This is a genomic window from Clostridioides sp. LIBA-6622, from assembly GCF_056716095.1.
The window spans coordinates 1,410,152-1,425,996 of the sequence record NZ_CP196998.1; the positions used below are offsets into that span (position 1 = coordinate 1,410,152).

The 15,845-nt window shown below is 27.7% G+C and carries 14 protein-coding genes and 1 pseudogene; 11 read left to right on the top strand and 4 right to left on the bottom strand.

Annotation, left to right across the window (positions count from 1 at the left end; translation table 11 throughout):
• Positions 1 to 11: 11 nt before the first annotated feature.
• From ACTG47_RS06785 to ACTG47_RS06825, 9 genes and pseudogenes are all read left to right on the top strand, one after another.
• Positions 12 to 338 (top strand): DUF2577 domain-containing protein, encoded by a 327-nt coding sequence (locus tag ACTG47_RS06785; RefSeq protein ID WP_054269850.1) that lies wholly within the window; start codon positions 12 to 14, stop codon positions 336 to 338.
• A pseudogene (locus ACTG47_RS06790) lies at positions 338 to 766 on the top strand (DUF2634 domain-containing protein). The gene ACTG47_RS06785 and the pseudogene ACTG47_RS06790 overlap by 1 nt, the downstream one beginning before the upstream one ends.
• A complete protein-coding gene (locus ACTG47_RS06795; protein ID WP_479926569.1) occupies positions 759 to 1,811 on the top strand; it encodes a baseplate J/gp47 family protein in 1,053 nt (350 codons plus the stop codon). The pseudogene ACTG47_RS06790 and the gene ACTG47_RS06795 overlap by 8 nt, the downstream one beginning before the upstream one ends.
• Positions 1,808 to 2,506 carry a putative phage tail protein gene (locus ACTG47_RS06800; protein ID WP_479926570.1) on the top strand — a complete coding sequence of 233 codons (699 nt, stop codon included), beginning with the start codon at positions 1,808 to 1,810 and terminating at the stop codon, positions 2,504 to 2,506. The genes ACTG47_RS06795 and ACTG47_RS06800 overlap by 4 nt, the downstream gene beginning before the upstream one ends.
• Positions 2,507 to 3,493 (top strand): phage tail protein, encoded by a 987-nt coding sequence (locus ACTG47_RS06805; RefSeq protein ID WP_479926571.1) that lies wholly within the window; start codon positions 2,507 to 2,509, stop codon positions 3,491 to 3,493.
• Positions 3,494 to 3,514: 21 nt separating this feature from the next.
• Positions 3,515 to 8,695, top strand: coding sequence for an RCC1 domain-containing protein (locus ACTG47_RS06810; protein WP_479926572.1), 5,181 nt, complete (start codon positions 3,515 to 3,517; stop codon positions 8,693 to 8,695).
• Positions 8,696 to 8,711: 16 nt separating this feature from the next.
• The gene (locus tag ACTG47_RS06815) at positions 8,712 to 9,065 is read left to right on the top strand and encodes a CD1375 family protein (RefSeq protein ID WP_479926573.1); all 354 of its coding nucleotides are present in this window, start codon (positions 8,712 to 8,714) and stop codon (positions 9,063 to 9,065) included.
• Between the two features lie 256 nt (positions 9,066 to 9,321).
• The gene (locus ACTG47_RS06820) at positions 9,322 to 9,585 is read left to right on the top strand and encodes a hypothetical protein (RefSeq protein WP_054269857.1); all 264 of its coding nucleotides are present in this window, start codon (positions 9,322 to 9,324) and stop codon (positions 9,583 to 9,585) included.
• 1 nt (position 9,586) lies between these two features.
• Entirely contained in the window at positions 9,587 to 10,381 is a 795-nt protein-coding gene (locus ACTG47_RS06825) for an N-acetylmuramoyl-L-alanine amidase (RefSeq protein ID WP_479926574.1), read from the top strand.
• Between the two features lie 62 nt (positions 10,382 to 10,443).
• Here the strand turns inward: ACTG47_RS06825 and ACTG47_RS06830 are convergent, their stop codons facing one another.
• Together ACTG47_RS06830 and ACTG47_RS06835 are read right to left on the bottom strand one after the other, a co-directional pair.
• Entirely contained in the window at positions 10,444 to 10,899 is a 456-nt protein-coding gene (locus ACTG47_RS06830) for a hypothetical protein (RefSeq protein ID WP_169465521.1), read from the bottom strand.
• 227 nt (positions 10,900 to 11,126) lie between these two features.
• Positions 11,127 to 11,546: a helix-turn-helix domain-containing protein gene (locus ACTG47_RS06835; protein ID WP_479926575.1), complete on the bottom strand. Its 420-nt coding sequence runs from the start codon at positions 11,544 to 11,546 to the stop codon at positions 11,127 to 11,129.
• 296 nt (positions 11,547 to 11,842) lie between these two features.
• On the opposite strand from ACTG47_RS06835, the gene ACTG47_RS06840 reads away from it, so the two are divergent.
• Together ACTG47_RS06840 and ACTG47_RS06845 are read left to right on the top strand one after the other, a co-directional pair.
• Complete coding sequence (locus ACTG47_RS06840) at positions 11,843 to 12,055, top strand: helix-turn-helix transcriptional regulator (RefSeq protein WP_479926576.1); 213 nt, start codon at positions 11,843 to 11,845, stop codon at positions 12,053 to 12,055.
• 28 nt (positions 12,056 to 12,083) lie between these two features.
• On the top strand, positions 12,084 to 12,293 hold the full coding sequence (locus ACTG47_RS06845; RefSeq protein ID WP_169465515.1) for a hypothetical protein: 210 nt from the start codon (positions 12,084 to 12,086) through the stop codon (positions 12,291 to 12,293).
• Between the two features lie 211 nt (positions 12,294 to 12,504).
• Here the strand turns inward: ACTG47_RS06845 and ACTG47_RS06850 are convergent, their stop codons facing one another.
• Together ACTG47_RS06850 and ACTG47_RS06855 are read right to left on the bottom strand one after the other, a co-directional pair.
• Positions 12,505 to 12,903, bottom strand: coding sequence for a helix-turn-helix domain-containing protein (locus ACTG47_RS06850; protein WP_169465513.1), 399 nt, complete (start codon positions 12,901 to 12,903; stop codon positions 12,505 to 12,507).
• A gap of 432 nt (positions 12,904 to 13,335) precedes the next feature.
• Complete coding sequence (locus ACTG47_RS06855; RefSeq protein WP_479926577.1) at positions 13,336 to 15,843, bottom strand: MFS transporter; 2,508 nt, start codon at positions 15,841 to 15,843, stop codon at positions 13,336 to 13,338.
• Positions 15,844 to 15,845: the final 2 nt, after the last annotated feature.

Genomic DNA, 15,845 nt, shown 5'->3' on the forward strand with positions numbered 1-15,845 from the left:
GTGGTGATATAATGGCAAATCCGATTAATGAATTTATAGGAATAATGAGAGAAGAAGGAAAGTACCATAATCAACCTTCTTTTTTTATTGGAAAAGTTAAAAGTAAATTACCAGATTTAAAAATAGAAACGAATAACATTATATTAGAAAAAGAAGATATCTTAATAGATAGTTGGATGCTTGATAGACAGATAGAATTATTTGATACAGAAACAAGTCAAGAACATAAACATGAAATAAAAAATCCCTTTATAGATACTTTTGAGTCTGGAGACACAGTAATAATGTTTAGAATAGGCGAGAAATTTGCTATTGTAAGTAAGTTGGTGAGCTTATAATGAGTACAATATTCCCTTTTATAGGTGTACCAGAAGATTATATCTTACCTAAAGCAGAAGAGTTGCCAATATTTCGTGAAGTAGCATGGGATTTTGAAAAAGATGAACCTATTTTAGAAAAAAGTGATTTTAAAATAGTTGAGAAAAAAGAAGCTTTAAAAGTTTGAATATACAAGTGCATAAAAACAAATAGGTATGAACATGAGATATACTCTTTAGAGTATGGCACAGAACTTTCAGAACTTATAGGACAGAAGTATACAAAAGGTCTTACAGAAAGTGAAGCTAGCAGATTTATAAAAGAAGCTCTTTTAATAAATCCATATATATTAGAAGTAAATGTAAAAAGTGCTAACTTTAACAGAGACATATTAAGTGCAAATGTAAAAGTATCCACTATCTATGGGGAGGTGGAATTAAATGTATAGTGACCAGACATATGAAGTAATAAAAAATAGAACTCTTGAAAATATCAAGCTTGATATTTATAAAGGTGAGGGTTCCTTTATAAACAACATGGTATCTGGAAATAATCTAGAACTTGCAAAAATGTATATAGAACTTTCTAAAATACATAAAATGGCTTTTATACAAGATACATATAACCAACTTCTTGATAAAAGAGTTAATGAATTTGGTGTATATAGAAAGTTGGGAACCGAGTCAAATGGAGAAGTTGAATTTATTGGAGAGAAAGGAACTGTAATAACTAATGGCACAGTAATATCATACAGAGATTTACTATTTGTAGTAATAAAAGATGTAACTATTGGTAGTGAAGAAGGTGATAATAGCCCAGTTCAAGCTCTAGAAGTTGGTAAGAGATATAATTTACCTACAAATTGTGAATTTAAATTAACTGATAATATATCTGGAGTAATTAAGATTATTAACACTAAAAGTTTTGAAGGTGGTACAGATATAGAGACAGATGAAGAATTAAAGGAAAGATTTTATAAAATACAGAAAAATCAAGCTACAAGTGGAAATAAAGCTCACTATGAAGAATGGGCTTTAGAGGTAGATGGAGTCTATAATGTGAAGGTTTATCCAAGATGGGATGGTCCAGGAACTATTAAAGTTTTGATATTTGGTAAAAACAATCAAGCTGTTGATACAAAAACAATTGAAAGATGTCAGCAACATATAGATGAAGAAAAACCTATTGGACCAACTGTAACAGTTACAACACCATTACCAATAGAAATAAATATAAGTGCAATAATGAAACTAGAAGATGGATATACATTAGATAATGTCAAAGAATCTTTCTTAGAAAGTATAAATTCATATTTTAGAGAGATTAGAGGAGAAATAATTTATACAAAAGTCATGGGAATACTTATAAATACTTCAGGTGTGCATGATTTAAGTAACTTACTTATAAATGGAAGCACAGATAATATAACTATTAATGAAGATAAAATACCAAGTGTAACATCTGTTGATTTTAGTGAGGTGGAAAATCAATGAAACTAATTGATAAACTACCATCATTTGATAGAAATCACATTGTAGAAGAGATACAAGGTGCATATGATATAGAGTTAAATATTCTTAAAGAAGATATTGATGATACTTTTGAGCAATTATTTGTTGACACTGCAACATGGGGATTAGATATGTGGGAAGATATACTCTGCATTGAAAAGAAAGAGCTTGATTTTGAAGCAAGACGTAACAATATAAAAGCCAAAATGAGGAGCAGAGGTACTAGTACTATTGAAGTTATAAAAAATATATGTGAGGCATATACAAAATCAGAAGCAGATGTAAAAGTTTATAGTGATGAATTTACATTCGTATTGAGTTTTATAGCAAATAACTGTGACTATAAAACTCTTTTAGATTGTAGCGATATGATTGAAAAAGTAAAACCTGCTCACTTATTGCACTATTTAGAGCCCATAATACTAGATAAAAGCATGGTCTATTGTGGAGGAGGTATGGTTTGTAGTGAGGAAGTAAAAGTTCATCCATATTTTGAACCAATTATAAAATGCAGTGCTGTTATAAATTGTGGGGCTGGAATGCTAAGTAGAGAAGAAGTAAAGGTTTATCCTTTAAGTATTAAATATATTGAAAGTAATTGTAAGATTAATATAGCTATTGCAAATGATACAGGAGTTGAAAATGTAGTAGTTTATCCTAAACAGGAGGTGGTATAGTTGGAAGAAAAATTTTATATAATATTAACCAAAATTGGTAGAGAAAAAATAGCAAATGCAACTGCACTAGGGGAACTTGTAGGGTTGACAAAGTTTCAAGTTGGAGATAGTAATGGAGAATATTATGAGCCAACAGAAGAACAAATTGCTTTAAAGAATGTAGTTTGGGAAGGAAATATAAATTCTTTAAGAATTGATGAGAAAAATCCTAATTGGATAGTTATAGAGACTATTTTACCAGGAACAGTTGGCGGATTTATGATAAGAGAAGCTGCTGTTTTGGATAATGAGAACAATATAATAGCTATAGGTAAATATCCAGAGACGTATAAGCCACGTGCTGAAGATGGCAGTATTAAAGACTTAGTTGTAAAGATGATTTTACAATTGTCTAATACTTCAAATGTGACATTAGAAGTAGACCCAACGCTGGTTTTTGTGACTCAAAAGGATATTCAAGATTTGGATGATAAGTTTGATAATAATATAAAAGAAATAAAAGTGAATATTGGTGATGTAAATATATTAACTACAGACTCTAAAAATTTATCAGGGGCTATAAATGAAGTAGTTAAAAAAATAGAAAATATATCTTTTGACGATGTTATAAGTGGTCAGATACAAACTGATATATCAGTTCTAAAAAATAGCTATAACAAATTATCTGAAAAAGTATTAGATATATTAATATACTTAGAATTAGAGTCAGAAGTAACTGTAGATGAAGCTGGTTACTGGTATGATACATTGGCAAATGGAAACAACATAGTAGCTATAGAAGGTCTAAAATTAGATTTAAATAGAAAGTGTATAACAGGCGAAGTTGGTAATGTGGTTTTTAGAGATGTGGTATTACCATTTAGTGCAAATAGAGTTAGATATATACATGATATGGACAATAATTTTGTTGAGACAAAATCTAGTAATACTTATTTAAAAGAACAAAAAGATATAACTCTAAATAAGTATTCATATGAAATAAGATAAATAAAGGGGGTAGTTTTGATAATGAAGCAAAATAAACTTTTACAACGTGGTGCTTATTTTAACGATAAGAACATATTGGTTGATGATTTTGATAAAAGATATAACGATTATGATTTCGTAGAATTTTTTGCTGGTATAAGTAATAGTACCTTTGGATTGAAGTCAGATGGTAACTTATATGCTTGTGGAGACAACACAGGATTTCAATTAGGTGTGGGAAAAGATTCATCAGAAAGAAGGATGTTTAGCAAAGTAAAAATTGACAATGTAAAATATGTATCTTGTGGCTCAAAGCATAGTGTAGCAGTGACTAAAGATGGATTTGCATATGGAGCAGGAACAAGTAATGTAGGTCAATTAGGAGTAATTGAGTCTACAGTGTATTATGAATTTACTAAATTACCAATAGATGATGTAAAATCTGTTGCATGTGGTTATGACTTTACTTTTGTACTTAAAAATGATGGAACTCTATATTCAGCAGGGTTAAATTCAAGTGGTCAACTTGGATTAGGTGATACTAACAATAGAGCTACTTTTACTAAAGTAAATATAGATAGTGTAAAGGATGTAGTAACTTATAATCAATCTGTATTCATTATAAAAATGGATGGAACAGCACATGCATGTGGGTCAAATTCAAATGGACAGTTGGGAATTAATAGTACTTTGAATAAAAGTGTCTTTAATAAAATAGAAGGTATGGATAATGTAAAGCAGATAGCATGTGGTGGTAGTCATACAATACTTATTAAAAATGATGGAACTATGTATACTACAGGATATAATGCTCTTGGCCAGCTTGGTACAGGAAATAATAATAATTCAATTGTATTTACTCTTTCTAGTATAAATAATGTTAAGTATGCTTCTTGTGGAAATGCTCACACTATGATATTAAAATATGATAATACTTTATTTAGTACAGGACAAAACAACTATGGTCAACTAGCTAATGCTAATAAAGATGTAGCATCAAGAAATACTTTCGCTAAGGTTAATATAGAAAATATAAAAGATATTAAGTGTGGTTCTCAGTTTAATTTTTTAATAAATGGTTTAAAAGAGATATTTGTATGTGGATGTAATTTATCAGGTCAACTTGGTTCATTTTTTCATACAACTTTTCTGTATGAGTTTTTAAAGGTACAATCTTCAAATTTAGATAATTATTCAGGATTATTGGTTAATGATGATTATTTATATGTTACAAAGGATAATAGTGAATTTTTAAATGTAAAGTTAAGTGATAATTTTCAGGATTATAAGAAGATAGAGTTGACTAATAACAATATGTTTATTGTTATGAATGATGGAGCTTTGTATGCTTGTGGGTTAAATAATTATGGACAGTTAGGATTGGGAGATACTATTAATAGGTCAGTTATGACTAAGGTAGATATAGATAATGTTTTAGATGTAAAGGGAAGTGGAAACTCTACTTTTGTTCTTAAGAATAATGGAACTTTATATTCTTGTGGTTTAAATAATTCTGGACAATTGGGTTTAAAAGATGAAGTTAATAGAAATATATTTACAAAAATAGAAATAGAGAATGTAAAGGATTTTTGTGTAGAAAGTGACTATGTTATAGCTTTAAATCATTCAAAAGAAGTATATGGATGGGGTAATAGTGTATATACAAATATAGATTTAAAATCAAATTATCCATATAAGCAAAATGTTGCTAATATAGAAAAAATAGCTTCATATAATTATTCTATTTATATGATAAACCATGAAGGAAAATTATATGTTAGAGGATTAAATAATTATGCTCAACTTGGTGTTAATGCATATGGTAGTTATTATGGAACTTCATTAGTAAAACAGTATAGACCATATTCACAATCAAGTACTTATCAAGAGTTGGTTGATTTACCAAAGTTAATTAATGTATTTCCTTTTGATTATGGCTGTGCAATTGTTGATTTAAGTGGAAAGATTTATCTAACAGGCTTACATAATTACGTATCTACACAATCTAGTAGTGTTACTATAAATAATTACTCTAGATATGGAAAATATGTTGATAGAACAAATGATAATTATAACTATAGTTTTGTTCTAGTTCCAGATTTTTCTGATATAGAAAAGGTAGTTGGTAATCCTAATAATATAATATATATAAAAAAAGGAATTACATATATCACTGGTTATCCAAAAACATTTGGTTCAAATTTTACAGGATACAGAGGATATTCAAGTTTAGGATGTGAAAACTCAAATTTAGGCAATAATTTTATAATTAAATCGTCTAGTTCTAAATTATTTGGAGATGGAATTGCCAATAATGGAGAATTTGGGAATATAATAAATTTAGATGGAGTAAGTAATTATGATACAGGATTAAAAGACATAAAAGATATAATTGTAAAAAATAACACTGTAGTAGTAGTAGATAAAAATAACAATATATATGTAACAGGAATGAATCAAAATAACAAACTAGGTATAGGAGAATATAACAATGAACCAGTAAAAAAATTCACAAATATAACTGAACAATCAAATTCATTTATATTTATGGATGACATAAAAGAAATCACAACATCAAGAAATACAATGTTTATAGTCAAAAACGATGGAACAGCCTATGCCACAGGAAACAATAGTTCTGGACAATTAGGTCTAGGAGATACAATAAATAGAAATAAGTTTACTCAAATAAATCTTGATAACATAAAGAAAATATCAACAAGTATAGATGGAAACACAACATTTGCAATAAAAAATGATGGCACACTATACTCTACAGGATTAAATACCAAAGGGCAGTTGGGGTTGGGTGATATAGTAAATAGAAATACATTTACCAAAGTAAACATACAAAATGTAAGAGATGTAGTCTTAGGCACTACTCACTCACATGTAATTAAAGATGATAACACACTATATTCATGTGGAGAAAATACTCATGGGCAACTAGGTCTAGGAAGTGAAAGCAATCATCCAGATGTACTAACATTTACTGTAAATAACATAACAAATGTAAGAGATGTATACTGCTCAGATACAACAACATTCATTGTAAAAGATACAAATATTGCATATTGTTGTGGATACAATAATAATTCACAATTAGGTATGGGAAATACTACTGACCAATATAGTTTTATAAAATGTATGGAAAATGTAAAAGAAGTCATACCAAATGAAATAAATACTTATATAATAACAATCTATAATACTGCATATAGTACAGGGCTAAATACTGACTATTGCCTAGGACTAAATAGTAATAGCAACCAAAGTGCATTTTCTGAAATTCCAATTTCAAATGTAGTAAAAGTAGTTCCAAATAGAAATAATGCAGTACTTTTACTTACAAGCGAAGGTGATGTATATACTGCAGGTAAATGTAGTAATGGTTCAGGTACAGGAAGTGAAACACCAGAAAAGATTAAAAAAATAGCATCAAAAGCAAAAGACATAAGTATGAGTTATAGATGTGGATATTATGTAAGTGATAATGGTGATTTATATGGAACAGGTTCAAATGATTATGGGCAATTAGGTGTTGGTGATGTAACTAAAAGAGATACATTTATAAAGACCAACACAAGAGTAAAGAAAATTCTTCCTTTAGAATATGCCAATATAGCAATAAAAGATACTAATGATATATATATTTGTGGCTTAAATAATTCTGGACAACTGGGTGTTGGAAATAGGTACGATAGTAGAAATAATGATAATCGAATCTTTAACTATAAACACATGAACTTTGTAATGGGCGATATAACATCTATTAAAAATAGACATAACTTCATACTTCTAAATAATAAGATAATTATACCAACTACAAAAGATATTGACTATGGTCTTGTGTTAGGTAATTTATATAAAGGAGACCTTTATACTGAACTTCCATATGAAAATATAAAAGAGGTGTCTATTTCTAAAACTCATATTATTATATTATTTAATGATGGAACAATGTATGGATGTGGTACAAACTATCATGGAGAGCTATTACAGGATTTATCTATAAATCAAGTAGATGAATTTGTACAGATTAATGTATCAGATGTAAAACATGTTTCATGTGGAGATAACTTTACTTATTTTATAAAATCTGATGATAGCCTTTGGTCAATTGGTAAAAACTCTGAATATCAGTTAGGTATAGGTCATAATAATCCAGTTAGTGAATTACAAAGAATTACAACTGTATCTAGCTGTAAAGAGGTACATTGTGGTAAGAACTATACCTTAGTAGTAACTACAGGTAATGAATTATTTGTACAAGGGTATAATGACAAGGGTGCCTTGGGATTGGGAAGTGATAGTGAAAATACGATAATCAAGTTCTTTACAAAAGCACTAACAGATATAAGGGAAATAAAGTCATATGGAAGTGACCATATATTAGTACTTAAAAATGATAATTCAGTGTGGGTCACTGGAAAAAATAGGGATGTTTATAAGATTGAACAACCAGTAGAGTTTTTAAAAGAATTTACTATAGTACCTATTTCTGAAGATGTAAATACAGTGAAGGATGTACTTGTAACAGACAATACATTATATATTATATCAGAAGTAGGAACAACAAATGCTGCTATAGAAATTACTGAAAGGTCAATTTCATCAATTAAGATAAAAATACAAGACCCAAATAAAGATATAAGCAGAATAGAGATGCTTATAAATGGAGAAAGTATAAAATCTGTAAGTGATTTAACTACTGAGAAGATATCATTTGAGATACCAACAGATAAAATTAAAATAGGAGAAAATAAAATATTATTTAGAGCTTATTGTAAAGGTGATGATTTATATGCATCTTTATTTATTTTTAAAGAGAGTACTGGTAATTCTATAATTAAAGACTCTTATGTTATGATAGGTAATCGAATGTATAAGGTAGTCAATACAACATCTAATGAACAAGATATTACGATTACACTAGATAGAGGACTTGAAGAAGATTTAAATCTTGGAGACCCTATATATCAATTGATAAATAAAACTAAGGTTCAAGTAAAAATAAATAAATCAGACTTATTTAAGGATATGAAACTAGTTGAAATTAAAAAATCAGACTCAAGTTATCAAGAAATATATGAATTAGAAGAAGCCAATATAAAAAGTGCTCAACCTAAAATCATAGTAGAAAAAGGAGATAAATGGACAGCTATAAAACGTCCATCTATGATTTTTAGATATGATGCTGAAAACAACGAGCCACAAGCTTAAAATGGAGGTGTAAAAATTGTTTAAATTTGATAAAAATAAAATAGAGCAAATCAAACAAGGTAGAAAAGTAGAAGTACAACATAAAGATATCTCTGAGATAAGTCTAAGTCAAATAAAGCAAGATGATGATATAACAAGTAACTTTATAGCAAATGCAGAAATATATGAGATGTTGTTAAATCAAAATCCTGTTGATGAACTAAATAATATAAGTGCTTTTAGTGTAGCAAAATCTGGAGGTGAGAGTGGAATGGTAGAAGTATATGTAGCACTAATTCTAAGAGGAAAGAAAACAATAGAAGAAGTACCAGCAGTAATTAGAGAACAAGTTAGAATTAGATGTAAAGAATTAGAAATACCAGTTGAATAATTAATTCAGAATAACTATATACTAGTTATTTTTTTTTATATAAAGTACAAGGTCTTAACTTCAATAAGTGAGCCTTGTACTTATTTTTTGTTATATTAGTAAATTGTAGGCATATCTAATCAATCTACAAAATATATCTACAATTTAAAATACTAAAAATTAAAATAATAATACTTAAAATATAACATTGTATGACATGAAAATATAACAAAAATTAAAGTTATAAGTGTAAAAAATTAGACAGCAGGAGGATATAATGGAGAAATTAATAACAGAATTGAGTAGCCTAGGGGCAATAGGTATACTATGTGCTCTATTATTTAAAAATACTATGCAGGAGAAAAAAGAAGATAGAGACATGTATAAAAAAACTGTAGAAAATTTTATAGAATTGTCTACACAACAGCAAGAAATAAATAAGAATGTACTTGTTCAAATGGGAACAATGAAAACAGATGTAGAGGAAATTAAAGAAAATGTAACTGATATAAAGGGGATGTTACAAAAAGAAGGTGTATAACATGAAAGTAGCAGTAGTACCAGGACATACATTGTCAGGAAAAGGAACTGGAGCAGTAGGATATATAGATGAAGGTAAGGAAAATAGAATCCTAACAGACTTAATAATAAAATGGCTAAAATTAGGAGGAGCGACAACCTATACTGGAAAAATTGATAAATCAGATAATTACCTGTCAGAACAATGTCAAATAGCCAACAAACAAGATATAGACCTAGCAGTACAAATCCATTTTAATGCAAATAAAACAACTCTAAATCCTATGGGAACAGAAACAATATATAAGACAGATAATGGAAAAATATATGCAGAAAAAGTAAACTCAAAGCTTTCAACTGTATTTAAAAATCGAGGGTCAAAAAAAGATACAAGAGGTTTATACTGGCTTAATCATACAAAAGCACCAGCAATACTAATTGAAACTTGCTTTGTAGATAGTAAAGAAGATACAGATTATTATATTAGAAGTAAACATACAGTTGCAAAATTAATAGCAGAAGGAATTTTAAACAAAAATATAAAAGAAGGTATATCACAAGATAAATTTGAAAATATAATATTATATTCTGGAGAAGTGGATAAAGCAATTGCAACCATAATGTCGTTTTATATAAATAATAGTACATTAATTGATGTAAAAGACTATAAAAATGAAGTAGCAACTAACATATTTTCCATAGGAGGAAAAGCTTCTAAAACAATAAATAAAGATGCTAATAAGTATATTGAATTTATTGGAAAAGACAGAAAAGAGACTTTTAAACTTGTACTAAGATATTTAGAAAGATATATTTAAAACAAATAAAAAATAAACAAAATATAAAGAGGTAGCATAATGCTACCTCTTTTTTTATTAAATTATTGTCTATTAACCAAAATGGCTATTTTAGCATCTGGATTATAACTTATTTGAACCATTTGATTTTTCTTAACATGTTCAAGGTCTTCACCACCATAAACTATTTGTAACTTAACTGGTAACTTACCTTGTTTTATAATAGCAACATACTCTTTTTTACCCTTTTTCTCTAAACTAATCAAATTGCCAACATAAGGTTTGAAGTTCTGATACTTTTTACTAGAATTTCTTATGTAGAAGAAAGCACCAACAGCAATAACTAAATTTATGCCAAGTGTAACCCAAGAATTAATTTTAAGCATAGCTCCAGCGATTATTATCACGAACATTAAAACGATAGGTAATATAGCTTTCTTAAGAAGCAATTTACCCATTATTTCATTAGCCTTTTTCTCAGGGCCACTCATAGTTTTTGATCTAGCAAATGATTGCGCGAATTTGTCTCTTAAGCCCATTTTATCCTCCTAATTTTAATAAATATTTAGTTATAATAACGAGATATTACTTGAAACTAAAGATTTACCACATTTATATTATGTTTGACTTTTGTATAAATAATTACATTCAAGTAAAGCAAAATATACTAATTATTTTATCATAAAACTATAAAAAAGAAAATAAATGAAATAAAAATATTAGAACTAAGAAATGATGTAAAATCGTATCAAAAGCAACATAAAAATTATTTATCTATTTTCTCATCCTTATTTTTATTATATTCAGTTTCTCTCAAATCTTTTTCTTTTTCATATTCATAAAGTTTTAATTCAATCATACCTTCTATTTTAGCTTTATCATAATCATTTAACTTTCTAAATTTATTTAAAAGATTTATTTCATTAGAATTTATACTATTAAGTGGATAATTTGAGGATAAATCACAAATTAAATCTGACTCTTGTGAAGGAGTATCTCCATTTAATAGCCAGTCAACTGAAACATTAAATATTTCAGCTATAGATTTTAATATTTCATAATTTGGTTTTCTAATATTTCTCTCAAATTTACTCAAGTTATCACAGTTTAACATTTCTTCTAATTCATATTGTTTAAGGTTTTTTGTTTTTCTTAAATAAACAATTCTTTCTCCTAAAGTATTCATAAACACTCTCCATTCAATTAATGTCAAAAAGACTTTCTAAAATGTAAATAGTTGCAAAATAAAGGTCAAAATGACATGAAAAACATTGACTTAAGGTCAAAATGACTTTATAATTAATTTAATGATACGAAATTACATCCTAATTTTAGCATAAAGTAATCAAAAAATCTTATTTAGTATCAAATAAATTTATGTACTTAATATTTGTATATCTCAAAAAAATATACTAAACAGAGGGAGGTGTGTAAACTAAAAATAAAAGGAAGTATAAATCACTTAGAAAGGAAAGCTGATAAATGGATGCTCGAAAAAAATGGATACCTTTTTTAGGCGTACAAGTTAAACAAAGACTGATTGAATTAAATATGACTCAAAGAGAATTAGCAAAGAAAATAGGTGTTAATGAAAACTATTTGTCAGCCATTCTAAATGGCAGAAGGACAGGTAAAAAGTATAAATCATCAATTTATCAAGTGCTTAATATAGAATATTCAGAAGAGGATCAGTAAATAGTATATGAAGTAGGTGAGTATTCTTATGTGTAAATCAGATTTGGATGGAGTGGTGGAGTGCTGTAGAGCAATTGACGATTTTATTACTGCTCTCAATGGTATAACAAGTTTAAATATGGAAAGATTAGATATATTAACTATATACTCTAGTACATGCTCAAGCCTTCTTAAAGAGGGTAATTACAAAGGATGTACAATTGTATATAAAAAAATGTTGGAAGAATTGAAAACATGAATAATACATTTCTTGGAGACATAAATAATACATAGGAATGTACAGTACTGTTAAAAATACATAAACTAAAATATGGATAATCTAAATATTATAAATGTTATTGAAATTAGAGTATGCTTATTTTCAAATAACTTAATATCCATATTTTAGTAGTCTGCTACAAAAAAAGAAAGTTAATAGATGATGTAAAATCGTATCAAATTATGTATGTTTAAACCATTTTATCGTCTTTAGTATTAGAGGAATGCTTTTTTAAGTCTTTATATTCAGATATCTTAAGCTCAAGTATTCCTTCTATTTTTATTTTATCACGCTCATTTAGTTGTCTGTATAGATTTAATATCTTCATCTCATCATCAGTAACATGTAGGTAATCTTCCTTATTTTCTTTTACACTATTGTTGGAGTTTACTTTTTCTTTGCCATATAGAAGCCAATCAGTCGTAACATCAAAATAATCAGCTATTGACATTAGTATATCACAATTAGGTTTTCTATCTCCAGTTTCATACTTACCTAAATTTTCAAACTCTAAAATATTCATAAGTTTACGCTGAGTAAGTTTTTTGGAATTTCTCAAATAAGCAATTCTTTTTCCCAAAGTATCCACAAAATACACTCCTTCCTTCTTATAATTGAAGTCAAAATGACATCTAAAATAAAGATATCAAAATTTATATATGAAAAATTAACAAAATAAAGTCTAATTGACATTTTACTTAAATTAATGTGCTCATACTATGATTTTAACATATTATAGTTGAAAAGATATGGTTTATTTTGATTTGTATATATTTCGATAGGTGTAATTAAGTATGAAAGATGAAAGAGCTATGAATAGAGTTTATAAATTAATTTATAATATATTTTGATAAACTAAGGTTGTTTTTTAACTGATTATAAAAATGAAAAATAGGAAAATAGAAATAGTATTATATTGTAGTTTATATTAATTAATAATAAAAAAATTTATGAATTTAACATTTAAGATAACTTATTTAAGATATAAGATAAATTTACAATATAATACTATAACACTCTTTTATCTAGTTTTATTTTCTTTATAGAATAACAATATTATGAATGCAAGTAAATTTATACAGAATACTGTTATATACATCTGTTTAAATCCTGAGTTTAAAGTAGATTGTAGTGTGTTTTCTATTTTAGTTCTATTATTTTCTATAGAATTTATATAATCTAATTTTGATTTATCAAAAGCCTTTGGTATTTCAGTTTTTACCTCTTGTGTTTTTGCTAAAACTGATTGAAGTGATTTTTTTTGTTGTTCCATAGTTTCAAGGCCTTTTTCCATGTCGTTCTTTTTATTTATAGAATCATTTAACTTACTTTGAAGTTCCTTTTTTTGACTTTCCATTGTTTTGAGTTTTTTATTCAATTGTTTCTTTTGAGTTTTACTTTTCTGTAGCTTTGTATTTAATTCAGTTCTTGCTTTTTTTAATTGTTGTATCTGAGTGTTTAAACTTTCCTTTTTTTCGTTTAAATCTGGTTTATTCTCATTTGAATTATTATCTTTATTTTCTGTAGAATTATTTTTATTATTATCAGGATTAGAATTACTAGAATTATTTTGTTCTTGGTCATTTGAGTTATTTTCACTATTAGTAGGAGCGTTTACTTGTGGTATAGTAGGTATTTTATTGTAAGCAATTGTCAATTCATTTATGGCTTTATCTTGCTTTACAAGACCTTGCTCCATACCTTTAATACCTTTATTAACGCCATCAACACCTTTTTTTATACCATCTATTCCTTGATTAATACCAGCTCTAGCTTTTATCATATTGTCAATACCCGTTTGAATACCTTTAACACCATTATTTAGCTTATTTTCACCTTCTTCAATACCATTTATTCCATTTTGTGTTCCATCTATTCCTTTTTGAACATTTGTCTGTATTTTAGTAATTACAGATGGCACTTTTTCATCAAACATCGTTGTTGATATTTCCTTTGTAATATTGGTAATATTGGTTGTATCTGCTGACTGAACCTTATCCAACAAGTATTTTGGTAGTTTACCACCTGTCATATCCATGTTGATATTTGATGTATCATCCATATTTGGTATAGAAACATTTTTTAAATTCTTTTCCATTTCAGGGTCTGACTTTAAATCATCTATCATATTTTCAAGTTCTTCAAGTTGAACTATTTTAGGTGTTGATGGTTTTCCAACTAAGTCCATAATATTATCTTGTACAGATAACCCCGCATGTGCTATAAATCCAATCATTATAGCTGGAGAAATTGAAGTTCCAATTGAGCGTATCAAAGATAATGTCGCAAGCGCTGAATTAGATTCTTCGACTCTTGTATTTGATAACATCATATAGTTTAGAGGAGTACCCATAGTAAATCCCATACCTAAGCCCATAAACATTAGGCTTATACATACATTAAATACTGTATTTGTTTTTAGTGCAATTAATACCAGATAAAGAGACCCTATCATGGATACAGAAAATCCTAATAATAGTATTTTCTTTGCACCAAACTTATCAATAAGTCTACCACTTAAAGGAGCAGCAACACCTGCAAATAATCCCAATATTGCCACAAAATATCCACCAGAACCGGCATTTATCTTTAATGCATTTTCAGCATATTGTGGAACAAATACCATACCCATCATTCCAATACCAACAATTAAAGATAATATGAGAACTATTAGTATTCTTGGGTTTAAAAAGTATTCAAAGTTTAAGATAGGGTCTTTAGCTTTCTTTTCAACAAATATAAAAATAGGTATAAGTATAATAAACGTCAATAAGTAAGGATAAACTGATATATCTTGCATAGAGTTTGTAAAGTTAAAAAAGTCTATATTCATAAGACCATACAATAATGATACGATTATACATATTAGCATTAATGTACCAAGTTTATCTATTTTTTCGGTAGATGCAGATTTATTATTTTTAATACAAACAATTCCACCAATAAGTATGATTAAGCAAATTGGAAGATTTACAAAAAATAGCCACTTCCAATTTTGAGTTCCAAATATACTTAGAATTGTGCTACCAATACTTGAACCTAAAATATTGGCAATACCATATGTTGCTCCAACTAAACCTAAAGCCATACCTCTTTTATTCTCTGGAAAGGTAGTTCCAAACTCTGCTGTAGCAATAGGCATAATTCCACCACCACCAATTGCCTGAATAACACGGCCAATTAGTAAAATATTGAAATTGGAAAATAGTGATGATAATCCACATATTAATGAACCACTACCAAATAGAAATATGCTAACTAGATATACATATTTTCTTCCTATTTTATCTGCTAATTTTCCAGAAATAGGGATTACAGATGCATATGTTAATGTATATATGGTAATCATCCAAATTCCTGTTTTTTCATTTACTCCAAGACTATTTTGTATAATCGTTCTTGCAGGTGACACTATTCCTGTATCAATAGCTCCCATAAAGATACCTAAAAGATAAAGTGTAAGTACTAAAAATATTTTTGGATTACTATCCTTGTTCTGAATACGAGTATTAGAATTCAAGGCAAACACCA

What these genes read in the sequence shown, in the direction of transcription:
- ACTG47_RS06785 (WP_054269850.1), top strand. Translation starts at nt 12, where the DNA reads ATGGCAAATCCGATTAATGAATTTATAGGAATAATGAGAGAAGAAGGA.
- ACTG47_RS06795 (WP_479926569.1), top strand. Translation starts at nt 759, where the DNA reads ATGTATAGTGACCAGACATATGAAGTAATAAAAAATAGAACTCTTGAA.
- ACTG47_RS06800 (WP_479926570.1), top strand. Translation starts at nt 1,808, where the DNA reads ATGAAACTAATTGATAAACTACCATCATTTGATAGAAATCACATTGTA.
- ACTG47_RS06810 (WP_479926572.1), top strand. Translation starts at nt 3,515, where the DNA reads ATGAAGCAAAATAAACTTTTACAACGTGGTGCTTATTTTAACGATAAG.
- ACTG47_RS06820 (WP_054269857.1), top strand. Translation starts at nt 9,322, where the DNA reads ATGGAGAAATTAATAACAGAATTGAGTAGCCTAGGGGCAATAGGTATA.
- ACTG47_RS06825 (WP_479926574.1), top strand. Translation starts at nt 9,587, where the DNA reads ATGAAAGTAGCAGTAGTACCAGGACATACATTGTCAGGAAAAGGAACT.
- ACTG47_RS06830 (WP_169465521.1), bottom strand. Translation starts at nt 10,899, where the DNA reads ATGGGCTTAAGAGACAAATTCGCGCAATCATTTGCTAGATCAAAAACT.
- ACTG47_RS06835 (WP_479926575.1), bottom strand. Translation starts at nt 11,546, where the DNA reads ATGAATACTTTAGGAGAAAGAATTGTTTATTTAAGAAAAACAAAAAAC.
- ACTG47_RS06840 (WP_479926576.1), top strand. Translation starts at nt 11,843, where the DNA reads ATGGATGCTCGAAAAAAATGGATACCTTTTTTAGGCGTACAAGTTAAA.
- ACTG47_RS06845 (WP_169465515.1), top strand. Translation starts at nt 12,084, where the DNA reads ATGTGTAAATCAGATTTGGATGGAGTGGTGGAGTGCTGTAGAGCAATT.